The 13,402-nt window shown below is 32.6% G+C and carries 15 protein-coding genes; 10 read left to right on the top strand and 5 right to left on the bottom strand.

Annotated elements, in window-relative coordinates:
* Window positions 1-25: 25 nt before the first annotated feature.
* From QLS31_RS11050 to QLS31_RS11040, 3 genes are all read right to left on the bottom strand, one after another.
* Entirely contained in the window at window positions 26-382 is a 357-nt protein-coding gene (locus QLS31_RS11050) for a four helix bundle protein (RefSeq protein ID WP_282743910.1), read from the bottom strand.
* 65 nt (window positions 383-447) lie between these two features.
* On the bottom strand, window positions 448-684 hold the full coding sequence (locus QLS31_RS11045) for a hypothetical protein (RefSeq protein ID WP_099714800.1): 237 nt from the start codon (window positions 682-684) through the stop codon (window positions 448-450).
* A 58-nt stretch (window positions 685-742) separates the two neighbouring features.
* A complete protein-coding gene (locus QLS31_RS11040; RefSeq protein WP_121342514.1) occupies window positions 743-1,918 on the bottom strand; it encodes a THUMP domain-containing protein in 1,176 nt (391 codons plus the stop codon).
* 69 nt (window positions 1,919-1,987) lie between these two features.
* Here QLS31_RS11040 and QLS31_RS11035 point away from each other — a divergent pair, with 69 nt between their 5' ends.
* Together QLS31_RS11035 and QLS31_RS11030 are read left to right on the top strand one after the other, a co-directional pair.
* Window positions 1,988-2,752 carry a class I SAM-dependent methyltransferase gene (locus QLS31_RS11035; RefSeq protein ID WP_282743909.1) on the top strand — a complete coding sequence of 255 codons (765 nt, stop codon included), beginning with the start codon at window positions 1,988-1,990 and terminating at the stop codon, window positions 2,750-2,752.
* A complete protein-coding gene (locus QLS31_RS11030; protein ID WP_282743908.1) occupies window positions 2,753-3,421 on the top strand; it encodes a ZIP family metal transporter in 669 nt (222 codons plus the stop codon).
* A gap of 47 nt (window positions 3,422-3,468) precedes the next feature.
* Here QLS31_RS11030 and QLS31_RS11025 read toward each other — a convergent pair whose 3' ends face one another.
* Together QLS31_RS11025 and QLS31_RS11020 are read right to left on the bottom strand one after the other, a co-directional pair.
* Entirely contained in the window at window positions 3,469-5,859 is a 2,391-nt protein-coding gene (locus QLS31_RS11025) for an outer membrane beta-barrel family protein (RefSeq protein ID WP_282743907.1), read from the bottom strand.
* A 156-nt stretch (window positions 5,860-6,015) separates the two neighbouring features.
* Window positions 6,016-7,158 carry a helix-turn-helix domain-containing protein gene (locus QLS31_RS11020; RefSeq protein WP_282743906.1) on the bottom strand — a complete coding sequence of 381 codons (1,143 nt, stop codon included), beginning with the start codon at window positions 7,156-7,158 and terminating at the stop codon, window positions 6,016-6,018.
* A gap of 213 nt (window positions 7,159-7,371) precedes the next feature.
* Between QLS31_RS11020 and murQ the strand changes: the two genes are divergently transcribed.
* The 8 genes from murQ (at window position 7,372) to QLS31_RS10980 (ending at window position 13,243) form a co-directional block, all read left to right on the top strand.
* Window positions 7,372-8,184, top strand: a complete 813-nt coding sequence (gene murQ, locus QLS31_RS11015) for an N-acetylmuramic acid 6-phosphate etherase (protein ID WP_282712423.1) — start codon at window positions 7,372-7,374, stop codon at window positions 8,182-8,184.
* Between the two features lie 6 nt (window positions 8,185-8,190).
* Window positions 8,191-8,493, top strand: coding sequence for a Dabb family protein (locus tag QLS31_RS11010; RefSeq protein WP_099714793.1), 303 nt, complete (start codon window positions 8,191-8,193; stop codon window positions 8,491-8,493).
* 10 nt (window positions 8,494-8,503) lie between these two features.
* Window positions 8,504-8,725: a DUF6095 family protein gene (locus QLS31_RS11005; protein ID WP_099714792.1), complete on the top strand. Its 222-nt coding sequence runs from the start codon at window positions 8,504-8,506 to the stop codon at window positions 8,723-8,725.
* Window positions 8,725-9,297, top strand: a complete 573-nt coding sequence (locus QLS31_RS11000) for a pentapeptide repeat-containing protein (protein ID WP_282743903.1) — start codon at window positions 8,725-8,727, stop codon at window positions 9,295-9,297. Before QLS31_RS11005 ends, QLS31_RS11000 begins: the two co-directional genes overlap by 1 nt.
* A 23-nt stretch (window positions 9,298-9,320) precedes the next feature.
* Complete coding sequence (locus QLS31_RS10995; RefSeq protein WP_282743902.1) at window positions 9,321-9,695, top strand: DNA topoisomerase IV; 375 nt, start codon at window positions 9,321-9,323, stop codon at window positions 9,693-9,695.
* Between the two features lie 39 nt (window positions 9,696-9,734).
* Window positions 9,735-10,505: a TerC family protein gene (locus QLS31_RS10990; protein ID WP_121342520.1), complete on the top strand. Its 771-nt coding sequence runs from the start codon at window positions 9,735-9,737 to the stop codon at window positions 10,503-10,505.
* 159 nt (window positions 10,506-10,664) lie between these two features.
* Complete coding sequence (locus tag QLS31_RS10985) at window positions 10,665-12,584, top strand: DUF294 nucleotidyltransferase-like domain-containing protein (RefSeq protein ID WP_282743901.1); 1,920 nt, start codon at window positions 10,665-10,667, stop codon at window positions 12,582-12,584.
* The gene (locus QLS31_RS10980) at window positions 12,584-13,243 is read left to right on the top strand and encodes a 3'-5' exonuclease (RefSeq protein ID WP_282743900.1); all 660 of its coding nucleotides are present in this window, start codon (window positions 12,584-12,586) and stop codon (window positions 13,241-13,243) included. The genes QLS31_RS10985 and QLS31_RS10980 overlap by 1 nt, the downstream gene beginning before the upstream one ends.
* Window positions 13,244-13,402 lie beyond the last annotated feature (159 nt).

The following is a 13,402-nucleotide window of genomic DNA, read 5'->3' as shown; positions in this document are numbered from 1 at the left end:
ACGAATAAAAACCAGTAATTAAATCTTATTGATTTTTAGAACGTAAAGTTTTTTGAATAGAGCCAATAATTTTCAATAACTCGTTTATATCAAATAGCAAACTTTCATTTTCTTTTTTAGAAATATAATCTGTATCGGTTAATAATCTAATCCAATAATGAGTTTCTCTAGCTTCTTTATAAGCAATGCTTAGTTTTGCAAAAAAATCTTTATCAGTTTGCCCACCAATTGCTTCCTCTATATTTGCAGCTATAGATGTACCAGAGCGAAGTAATTGTTTACTCAAAACATACTCTTTTTTCTCTTCGCACAAGTATTTATAAACTTTAACAATCCGAACCGCAAAAGCATAGCTTTTAATCTGAATAATATTTTCTTTCATAAAAGCTATTAATTAGTTTTTTTGCGCTTATCGTAATTTTTAATTCGTAATTCGTAATTTATAAGCTACCCTATTTCCTTAATTCCTTTCATGAAAATCCATTTCATGAATAATTTCTCTCCGTCTTTAGTTTTTACGGATTGAAATTTTGGTGCTAAAAGAGTTCCTATAACAAATGCCGTTAATGGAATCCAGAAAGAAGTTAAATTAGTATAATGTGCCACTACATATCGCGCGGAAATAAATAATATTGCAAAACATCCCAGTTGGTATAGAAATGCTCGTATTTGTAATTTGGTCATTTTTTTAAGTCTTAAAATTTTAAAGTCAAAGGTCGAAAAGTAAAAAATTGAATATTGCTTATTCAGCACTATCAGTAGTTACCTGAAACTTTGTTCTCTTACTTCCTTCGTACATTTCGTATTTTACCAAACGTGCTTCTAAACCGGCGTTAAAAAGTTTGATTTTTCTCGAAGGTTTTAATCCTACAAATTTCAATGCTTCCAGATTTGCTGTAATCATCCAAGCATTCGTTCCTGGGTAATTTTTCTTTAAGGTATCACCAATATTTTTGTAGAATTCCTCCATGTGAATATCCAAACGCTCATCATACGGCGGGTTGAAAACTATGTGCAATTTTCCTTCTGAAGTTTTCTCGGTATCAAAAAAGTTCTGTTCTTCAATCGAAATATATTCATCCAGATTGGCATTTTTGATATTGTCTTTGGCTTTTTGAACCGCACTTGGTGCTTTATCATAGCCTTTTATCGTGTAATGAAACTCTCTAATACGTTTCAATAAACTGTCTGAAATAGCATCAAACAAATCATTGTCCCAATCGTTCCATTTTTCGAAAGCAAATTCTTTACGGTTGATGTTTGCCGGAATATTACAAGCAATCATAGCTGCTTCAGCTAAGAATGTTCCCGAACCACACATTGGATCCAAGAAATCCGTTTGACCGTCCCAACCGGAAAGCAATAGAATTCCTGCTGCCAAAACTTCGTTTATAGGAGCAATATTGGTAGCGGTTCTGTACCCACGTTGATTCAATGCATTTCCTGAAGTATCAAGCGCTACTGAAACCTGGTCTTTATCGATATGGATGTTGATTCTTAAATCAGGATGTACTTTATCAATACTTGGTCGTTGCCCCGTTCTTTCTCTGAACTGATCGACAATCGCATCTTTACATTTTTGAGAAACGAATTCCGAGTGATTAAAATATTCCGAATGCACCGTTGTATCAATCACAAAAGTCTGATTGGCATTCAGTAATTTAGACCAATTCACTCCCGAAATGCCTTTGTATAAAGCCTGTTCATTATTTGCCTTGAAAAAATAAATAGGTTTCAGGATTTTCAAAGCCGTACGCAAAGACAAATTTGCTTTGTACATAAACCCTTTATCTCCTTTAAAACTAACCATTCTCACCCCTTGCTCCACGTTTTGTGCGCCAAGGTTTTGTAATTCTTTCGCTAATATTTCTTCAAAACCAAAAAAGGTTTTGGCAACCATTTTATAATTATTTTCCATTGTAAAATCAAGTATTCGTTGCAAAAATACACTAAATTTGCATCAATCGACTTAATTGAAAAAGAATAAATGTCTGCAGCACAAAATCCACCAACTGAAAATCATCTGAAATCATCTGAAAACTGGTATACCTCTTGGTTTGACACTCCGTATTATCACATCCTTTACAAAGACAGAAATTATAGAGAAGCGCAAGTTTTTATGGATAATCTTACCCATTATCTTAATCTTCCAGAAAAGGCAAAAGTATTGGATTTAGCATGTGGCAAAGGCCGTCATTCTATTTATTTGAACCAATTAGGATTTAATGTTCTTGGAGCTGATTTATCTGAAAACAGTATTGCCGAAGCCACTAAAAATACGAATGAAACCCTTCATTTCAAAGTACACGATATGCGTGAACCTTTTGAAGAAAAATTCGATGCTATTTTCAATTTATTTACCAGCTTTGGTTATTTCGAAAATGACGAAGACAATCTAACTACTTTAAAAGCCATCAAAGAAAGCCTTTCGGAGTATGGTTTTGCCGTGATTGACTTCATGAATGTTGCTCAAGTACTCGAAACACTGGTTCCTGAAGAAACAAAAACGGTTGAAGGCATCGAGTTTCATATCAAACGCTATTTGAAAGACGGTCATATTTACAAAGAAATTGACTTTGAAGATAAAGGTCAAAAATTTCATTTCACCGAGAAAGTAAAAGCCCTTACCTTAAAAGATTTTGAGGAATTAATGGAAGAAGCCGGAATTTATCGATTGGATATTTTTGGCGATTACAAATTAAAAAAATTCCATAAAACAGATAGTGAACGCCTAATCATGATTTTTAAATAAATGAATTACCTTTTACCTTTACTTTCCGTAATCATAGGATATATCGTCGCATTGATTATACGTCCAAAGAACAAAACCAACCTAAAATTGCTATTGGCTTTCAGTGGTTCTTTTTTACTTTCATTAACGGTGATGCATTTATTACCTGAAATTTATGAAAATGCAAACCCAAACATTGGACTCTTTATCATGCTGGGAATCTTGTTCCAGATTATATTGGAATTTTTCTCAAAAGGAGCTGAACACGGTCACGTTCACGGACATGAAATAATGACACAAATCCCGTGGTTATTATTCATCAGCCTTTGTATACATGCATTTTTAGAAGGATTTCCAGTAAGCCATCATCATGATTTAGCCATAGGAATTGCCATCCATCATTTACCTATTGCTATTATTTTGACTACTTTTTTCATCAATGCAAGTCTGAATAAAAAAGCCATTTTTTTCTTCATGGTCACCTTTGCAATCATGACGCCGCTAGGAACTATTTTATCTGATTATTTGCCAATATTAAACGTGTATTATACTGAAATTACAGCCATTGTAATAGGAATATTATTTCATATTTCGTCTACCATTATTTTCGAAAGCAGCGAAGGACACAAGTTCAATATCGCCAAAGTTTCGATGATTGTGATAGGAATTGCGTTGGCATATTTTATATAAATTTATAAAGCTAAGAAACAGATTTCTGTTTCTTAGCTTTTAATTTTCTAATTACCTCCAGTTCTTTTATTCTCCTCCTTATTTCCAAAATCACGCTGTTGTACATTGATCTTTTTGTTTCCAAAATTATAAACCACAGATAAACGTACAAATCGATTACTTTCTTTCTGCTCATATACCTGTTTTACACCGTTTATAACTGAAGTAAAGTCTTTTAAATAAGAGGTATTAAAAATATCATTTGCCAAAAATGCAATCTGCATGGTTTTATTAAACAAATCCTGTTTGAAACTAATATCAAAACTCGAGGCATATCCTACTTCATATAAACCGGATTTAAAAGGCGTTGTATACGTAAAATCGATTTGTAATTTTGTCGTTTTACTTAATAAAAAAGTATTATTTGTAGAAAAATCAATTTGTAGACTGTTTGATAGTGTAGCATTGATATCTTTAATAAATTCTGTTTTTGCTCCCAAAAGGTACAATGAATTTTCACTAGACCACCAATCTGTAAAACTTGCCGAGTAACTTTCCCCTATTCCATAATTTAAGTTTTTAAAATAATTCTCGCGGGTTACAATCTGAGTATTAGTTTCCGGATTTGAGGTAAACAAAACTCCATAACCGTTTGTAATTGCATTTACAAAAACACTCGTTCTAAAAATCTCTTTATAAGAATGCGCCAACTCAAAATTATCACTAAATGAAGGTCTTAAAAACGGATTTCCTTCGGAATAACTATTGCTGTTGATGTAAATTCTGAACGGATTCAATAAGTCAAAACGTGGTCTGTTAATTCTTTTTCCATAATTCAAACTAAAAGTATTGTTTTCGTTTTTCTTGTAAGAAGCATAAAACGTTGGGAATAATTTCAAATAATTATTTTCTGTTTCCTGATTCATTGTTTCAGAAAATCCATTTGTTTGAGTGTTCTCCAATCTTAATCCCATTTGGAAATTCCATTTTTCATTGAGTTTTTTATCTGCATTTACATAAACCGCCTGATTGTTTTCAGTGTATTTAAATCGGTTGGATTGGTTCAAATCTAATTCCGGAGTTCCTGTAATTGTATTGAAATAAAATACATCACTTACACTATTTGTAAAACTCATTTTTGCACCATAAGATAAATTCAACGCTTGAAGCGGATGTTCCATATCTGCCTTAAAACTCCAATTGTCAATATCCTGATTCGAAATGTTTCTTCCCGACTGATTTATATCAATAAATGTCATATCTGGCGTGAAATTATTAGCGACAAAGTTTCTATCGAATTTTGAACTGTAATTAAAATAATCTACATCAAAAGATAACTTCCTTTTTAAGGAATCTAGTTTGGTAATCAAATGTGCATTATACGTTTGATTTCTTGATTCTTTATCAGTGAAGCTATTGTTCAGTGTAACATTATCCAATTCGTTTTGAATATTGTAATTCTCAATTCTAATATCCGATTTAAAATCAGGGTTATTTCTATCGTTTAAATATTGAAATCCAATAGTAGTACGTTCTGAAAGATCATAATCTAAAGCCAATTTACCCGAAAGATTTTCAGTTTTTACCTTTGTTGCACTTTTCATATGGGAAAGTCCATCAGGAAAATACATTTTTAAATCATCTGTAGCATTCAAATAACCTGTTTTTGCATTAATGCTGGCAGAAAATCTAAACTTGTTTTTATTGTAAAAAAAGTTATCTCTTAAAGTATAAATACTATATTTATTTTGATCATAAGAAACTGTAGTCGTGTTTTTCCAGGAATCACGAACTCCTTTTTTCATAATAATATTAATCAATCCCCCAGTTCCTTCGGCATCATATTTTGCCGGCGGATTGCTGATAATTTCAATATTTTTAATATCACTAGCCGAAATTGATTTCAAAAAATTATTCAGTTCCTCACCTACTAATTCAATCATTCGTCCATCTATCATAACACGGGAAGTTCCTTTTCCTAATATATTAATTGTATTATTCTGAACTACAACTCCAGGAGCCGTATTAATAGCGCTTAAAGCGTCTCCGCCAACTGTTGTAACATTGTTTTCAAGATTATAAACCAAACGATCCGTTTTCTGTTCGATTGTTTTCTTTTTAGATTGAATGATAACCTCTTTTAAATTGGTTGCGCTTTCTTTTAAAATGATTGTTCCTAAATCCATATCATTTTCTATTGTAAACTCTTTTTCATAATCTGTAAATTGTAAAAGGGTGATCCCAATTTTATAAGATCCTTTTTTAAGGTTGATTTCAAAACTACCATCATGTTTTGAGGTTGAACCGTCTATAATTTTTCCTTCTGAATTCGATATGGAAATATCTACCCATTCTAATGGAATTGTTTCGCTTGCTATTTTTCCTTTTAATTTAAATGATGCCTGTGCTAAACAAAATAAAGGCAATAATAAAAAGACAAGGAGATTTACTTTTTTCATGATTTCTAATTTTAAAACTTGTTTCGATTAATTTGAAGCAAAGTTGCCTTAGAAATTTTCAGAATTCGACCGACAAAAAAAAGTCGAACCAATTTCTATTCAGAAAATCAGTTCGACTTTATCAGGTATGAAGTACGACTTTTTACAAACCACTTATTATAAGGCGTTTCTATAAGCTGTAGGCGTCAAATTAGTGTGTTTTTTAAAAGAGGTATTAAAAGAAGATTTAGAGTTAAAACCAACCTCGTATAAAATTTCCAGAACGGTAAGCTGACTCCTTGACTGATCTTTTAAAATACCCATCGCTTTTTGAATACGATATTCATTGACAAAATCAAAAAAGTGCTGATCTATATGATGATTAATCAAAACCGATAAATCCCGAACCGGAATATCAATTTGATTGGCAAGCTCCTGTATGGTAAGCGATGGATCAAGAAAAGGCTCTTTCTGAGCCATATATTGTTTTAATGTAGAAATTTGACTGGAAATCGCATCGTCTTGAACATTTTTAGATGCTGTCTTTTCTTCGACTTCAGGCAGAATATCTTTTGTCAATTGTAATTTAGAATTAATTCCCCTAAAAAGTTCCGGATGATTCAATGCTTTCATCACTAACCAACAGGTAATAAATAAAGCTACACTTCCTACAACTACATTTAACCAAAGAAACATTTGTCTGTAATCGCTATACCGTAAGAGGTTTTTTAATGCAACCAAACCGTGCGCGATTAGGAAGACAGTAGTCATCTGAAAAAGATACTTGTATGTCGAAGTACTAGGATTGGTATAGTTTTCCAGATAAATTTCTCTGTATTTCTTCAAAATTAAAAATGCGCTAACAATATAAAACACATATTGAAATTCAATTAAAATCTGGATTAAATATATTTCAGGCATATGCTCAAGATCTCCGGATAAGAGTTTCATATCTGAATTACTGGCTAAATAAAGTCTTGGAATAAAAACTAAATTAACTAGTAAAATAGGAAGTAAATGCACTAAATGTTTCCATTTCAATCTAAAATCAGAATAACAAACTGACAATACATAAAGATAAAATAAGGGCATTGCCAACAAACAGATTGTCCATCTAAAAATCATCAAATCAATATAATCCTGAATATAATCAGTAACAAAAAAACCACTAAGATCAATAGCCGAAATAATAAAAAACCAGGCAAATAAACGGTTGGCCAATTTATTTTCAGTTTTAACAGTCAGTAAAAAAAATGCCATCAATAAAGACACAAAAACCGAAATCCGTGCAATCCCTTGCAATAAGATTATTCTATCCATTTATTTTTTAATATTTAACAAATATAATATTTTAGTTCATCTAACAAAGATTCAATAACCTTTCTCCATATGAGAAATTAAAAACTAAAAAAAACAAATCAATTTATATCAAATTTAAAGAAACTCGACACTAAAAAACCTGAAACTAAAAATAGAAAATTTCGAGATTGTGATAAAAAAGGTTAATTTTGGAGTTGTCCAATTATACGAAAAATGACCTTCACAAAAACCACCGAACAATCTTCAAAATACGAACATTTAGAAAAAATGTCAGTGCAAGAATTGTTATCTAATATCAATCAGGAAGACAAAACTGTTCCACTTGCCGTAGAAAAAGCGTTGCCCCAAATAGAAAATTTAGTCACTGAAATCGTTGCCAAAATGAAACTCGGCGGGAGATTATTCTATATTGGTGCAGGAACTTCGGGACGCTTGGGAATTCTTGATGCTTCGGAATGTCCACCAACATTTGGTGTACCTTTCGATTTGGTAATTGGGATAATTGCCGGAGGCGACACCGCAATCCGCAGAGCCGTAGAAAATGCCGAAGACAACGCAACACAAGCCTGGATTGACTTGAAAGCTTTTGATGTAAATGAAAATGATGTCGTGGTAGGAATAGCCGCTTCGGGAACAACACCTTATGTTATTGGAGGATTACAAAGGTGCAACGAGAACAATATAACCACAGGAAGTATTTCTTGTAATGCAGGAAGTCCGCTTTCGCAAACAGCAAAATTCCCTATTGATGTAGTTGTAGGTCCAGAATTTGTAACCGGAAGTTCTAGAATGAAAGCCGGAACAGCCCAGAAACTGGTACTGAATATGATTACTACCGCAACTATGATTCAACTGGGTAAAGTGAAAGGCAACAAAATGGTTGATATGCAATTGAGCAACAGCAAACTGGTCGATCGCGGTGTGAAAATGATTATGGGAGAAATTCCCGTTTCCTATGAAGAAGGTGCCGAATTATTGAAAAAACACGGTAGTGTAAGGAAAGCCGTTGATAATTTTAAAAAATAAACAACGATGATTCACCATATAGTAATGTGGAAATTAAAAGATTTTGCAGAAGGCAAAAGCAAAGCCGAAAATGCAATTATTCTAAAAGAGAGACTTGAAGATTTAAAAAAGGATATTCCTGAAATAGTTGAAATACGAGTAGGAATTAATATTGAAAGTGAATATTCAAACTTTGATGCCGTGCTGCACTCCTATTTTAATTCGTTTGAAACATTAGAGAAATACCAAAATCATCCAACACATAATATTGTTGCCGAATGGATAGGTAAAATTAGAGATTTGAGATATTGTGTGGATTATGAATTTTAATTATTAAATTATGGCAACGAACAAAGAACTATTATCTAAAGGAATTAAATATTTAGCGGGAGCTTTACCATTATTATTCTTGGGACCGGCAGTGATTTATAATGCTTTTATGAATCAACAGAATGTGTGGCATTATTTAGTTTTAGCAATAGGAATAATTGCTTGTTTAGCAGCTATGCTTTTGATGTATTTGGGATTAAAAATAATTATGAAAAGCTTATTTAACGACTAATGGAAAACCTAATTCACGTTCAAAAAACATTTGAAAAAATCGTCTATGTCGATAAAAAAGTAAACAACCGAGAATTTGAAGATTGCGTTTTTAAAAACTGTGATTTATCGAACAGTGATTTTTCCTATAGCACTTTTATGGATTGCGAGTTCATTGATTGTAATCTTGCTATGACCAAATTATCAGGAACAAGTTTGAAAGGCGTACAATTCAAAAACTGTAAATTATTGGGTATCCAATTTGAGGAATGCGATGATTTCTTGTTTAACGTCAATTTTCAAGAATGTGTTTTGGATTATTCTTCTTTTGCCAATAAAAAAATGCCAAAGACAAAATTTAATTCTTGCTCGTTAAGAGAAGTAAGTTTTGTTGGCACCAATCTCACGAGTTCCGTTTTTGATAACAGTAATTTGGATGGTGCTATTTTTAACAATACACAATTAGCCGCAGCCGATTTTTCAAAAGCATCTAATTTTAAAATTGATCCCGAATTCAATCCCATGAGAAAAGCGAAGTTTTCTACACAAGGAATCATTGGACTTTTGGACAAATACGATATCAAAATACAATAGTTAAAAAGTAAACATACTAAGAAATGAAAAAAATACTATTACTCCTCCCACTACTATTACTAATGTCATGCTATGATGCGGAGCGCAATTGCAAGGATTTTAAAACTGGAAAATTCAAGTTTGAATATGAAGTTGACGGCGTAAAAAAAATTGCCCTTTTTGAACGTAATGACAGTATTGAAATAGAAACTTTTGAAGGAAAGACTGATACTGCTTCGATACGATGGGTAAATGATTGTGAATATGTTTTACTGAAATTGCATCCAAAAAATATGGCTGAGGAAAAGGCTATTGGTATGAAAATTTTGACAACCACAAAAAATTCCTATACCTTTGAATTTGGAATGGTTGGTGTTGATGAAAAACAAAGAGGAACCATTACTAAGATTTCCGATTAAGCTTACAAACTCAAATTAATAAATAATAACGAACTAAACATGGAAGTATTTTTAAATCCGGATGCTTGGATTGCCCTTTTAACATTGACATTTTTGGAAATTGTATTAGGAATCGACAACATTATTTTCATATCAATTGCCACAGGGAAATTACCTGCTGAACAACGTAAGAGAGCGACAAAAATAGGAATGTTCCTTGCCATGTTTATGAGAATTGCACTTTTGTTTGGTATCAATTTATTGATTCAAATGAAAGAACCTTGGTTTCATATTGATTTTAGTTGGTTTTCAGCGGGAATTACTGGCCAAAGTCTTATTTTACTAGGCGGAGGATTATTCTTAATTTATAAGAGTACCAATGAAATTCGTGAAAAAGTAGACGAGAAAGGTCATGAAGAAAAAGAAATAGGAAAAGCTGCCACAAAATCATTCCAGAACGTACTCTTACAAATCATCATGATTGATTTAGTTTTTTCTTTTGACAGTATTCTTACCGCGGTAGGTATGACAAACGGAGTTGAAGGTGCTTTATATATTATGATTACTGCTGTGGTTATTTCTGTATTAATTATGATGCAATTTGCTGTTCCTGTTGGGAATTTTGTCAACAAACATCCTTCTATTCAAATACTTGGATTATCCTTTTTGATACTAATTGGAATGATGTTGCTTACTGAAAGTGCTCATTTATCGAATGCTTTAATCTTTGGAAATCACGTTACTCCAGTACCAAAAGGGTACTTATATTTTGCCATATCTTTCTCATTATTAGTCGAAGTACTGAATATGAAAATGAAGAAAAATAAATAATCAAACTATTTTTTGATAAAGAAGCTCCTTTTCGGGAGCTTTTTTTTTATTCTGAAAATATATGCCTCCTTAAATAAGGAAACATTAAAAAGACCCAAATTTGGTCTTTTTTCTTTTTATTTTATTTTTTATAAATTACCTTAGACACAAATAAGCACCATGAAAAATACTATCTCCCATAGAGTTGCTGACTTTTTAAAAAACTTCCCTCCTTTTTCCTTTTTACATCAAAAAGACATCGAAGTTATCTCTGAACAAATCTCCATTATTTATAAAGAAAAGGACAGCGTCGTCTTTGCCGAAAACGAGGAAACACACCCCTATTTTTATGTTGTTCACAAAGGAGCAGTAGCGCTTAAAACAAGTCTGGAAAATGATGTTTTAGATATGTGTGACGAAGGTGACATTTTTGGACTTAGACCACTGATAGCCAATGAAAACTATAAAATGGAAGCCAGAGCTCATGAAGAAAGTATTCTTTACGCAATTCCAATCGCTGTTTTCAAACCTTATGCGCTAGAAAACAGGGCTGTGGGGAATTTTTTAATCGAAAGCTTTGCTTCTAATACACACAATCCTTATTCCAAAAGTCACAGCGGAAAACTATATGGCGAAACAATAGATCTGGAAGGTCTGGACACAGGTAGAAAATTATTAGACTTACAACCTGTAAAATATTCTAAAAAACTAATCACCTGTTATTCAAACACTATTGTAAAAGATATAGCGGAGACCATGACCAAAAAAAATGTGGGTGCCATTCTTGTAGTCGAAGATTCGTTCCCCATCGGTATTATTACAGATAAGGATTTAAGAAACAAAATTGTGACTGGAGAATTTCCCATCACAACAACTGCGGCCTCAATAATGACAACTCCTGTTATTACGTATCCAAAGAAAATGACGGTTACACAAGCTCAAATGGCCATGATGAAAAGCAATATCAGCCATTTATGCCTTACGAAAGATGGTACGCCAAATTCCAAAGCTGTTGGAATTCTCTCCAAACATGATGTTATGGTAGAACTTGGTAATAATCCAGCAGTATTGATTAAAGCGGTAAAAAGAGCTAAAAAAGCCAAACAGATAAAACCAATACGCGCTAGTATAATGCAATTGTTACAAGGATATTTAGACCAAAATATTCCGATGACACTGACTTCTAAAATAATTACAGAATTAAATGATGCTTGTATCAAGCAAGTCATTGAAATAGCCTTGAAGAAAATGAAATCGCCTCCACCTGTAAAATTTGGATGGCTTGCGTTGGGAAGTCAAGGAAGAAGTGAACAGTTATTGCATACTGACCAAGACAATGCCTTAGTCTATGAGGATGTACCCGAAGAATTAAAAGAAAAAACCAAGAACTATTTTTTAGAATTTGCCACACATGTCAACAAAGGACTTTTTGAAATTGGCTATGATTACTGTCCGGCAGAAATGATGGCTTCTAACCCTAAGTGGTGCTTAAGTCTTGGCGAATGGGAAAGTCAGGTTCATCATTGGATCACAAATCCTGGGAAAAATGAAGTCTTATTGTCCTTTATATTTTTTGATTACAGTCTGTCATATGGAGATAGTGAACTGGTAAACAAGCTTTCAGAATTTATTTTTGAAAACATAAAAGCAAATCCTGTTTTTTATATTCATCTGGTCAGTGGCGCGCTACAAAGTCCTTCTCCAACAGGATTCTTCAGACAGTTTTTAGTTGAACAAGATGGTGCACACAAAGATTTTTTTGACATAAAAAGACGCGCTTTAATGCCACTAATTGATGCAGCAAGAGTTTTAATTCTATCACATTCTGTAAAATCAATCAGCAATACTCCCGAACGTTTTGAAAAATTAGCAGAATTAGAACCCAACAATAAAGAATTGTATTTAGCCTGTTCATATTCCTATAAAGCATTATTGAAATTCAGAACCAAACAAGGGCTTTTGCATAATGATTCCGGGCAGTTTATTGCTCTCGATGCATTATCTAAATTAGAAAAGATTAAACTAAAGCGAACGTTCAAAACCATTAAGGAACTCCAAGAACTCATTACCATCCGATTTAATCCTTCAAATATATTATGATGATAAATTTTATAGAAAAAAGTAAAACTATTTTATTTGATTTATTGGGGAAATCCGAAAAATCATCTGATGAGGAACTATCAAACGATATTGATGCGGTACGTTTTGTTGTATTGGACACAGAAACCACCGGATTTGATTATACAACTGACAGGATACTTTGCATTGGCGCTATTGTTCTTCAAAACAATACGATTCCTATTAATGGAAGTTTTGAAGTTTATATTCAACAAGAACATTACGATCAGGCAACTGCAAAAATTCATGGAATTCTGAAAGAATTTGTCATAGACCGCCCTACAGAATTAGAAGCCTTACAACAGTTTTTAGATTTTTTAGGAGATTCTATTATCATTGCACATCATACTATATTTGACATTACTATGATTAATAAGGCACTCGAAAGAAACGGATTGCCGGAATTAAAAAACAAGACTTTAGACACAGCAGTTTTGTATAAAAAAACGTTATTGGTATCTAATTTATTAGAACGTAAAGAAAGTTATAGTTTAGACGAGCTTGCCGATAAATTTGATATTTCAAAAAAAGACAGGCATACCGCAATGGGAGATGCTTATATTACTGCAATTGCCTTTTTGAAAATTCTAAACAAATTGAGAGAGAGAAAAGAAATTACCCTAAGACAATTGTTTAAATAAGCGCATAAAAATTGGCGAAAATGCATAAAAAAAGCCCCTTTTTGAACATGCCCCAAAAAGTTAGACACTATTTGGGGCATTTTTTATGGAAAGAAAAGTTAAGTATGATTACGCATTTAAGCTAGAATGCGCAGAATTAGTCTTGAAGAAACATTATTC

The sequence above is a fragment of the Flavobacterium sp. XS2P24 genome (assembly GCF_030010285.1).
GTDB classification, from domain to species: Bacteria; Bacteroidota; Bacteroidia; order Flavobacteriales; family Flavobacteriaceae; genus Flavobacterium; species Flavobacterium algoritolerans.
This window is presented reverse-complemented; position numbering and strand designations above follow the sequence as displayed.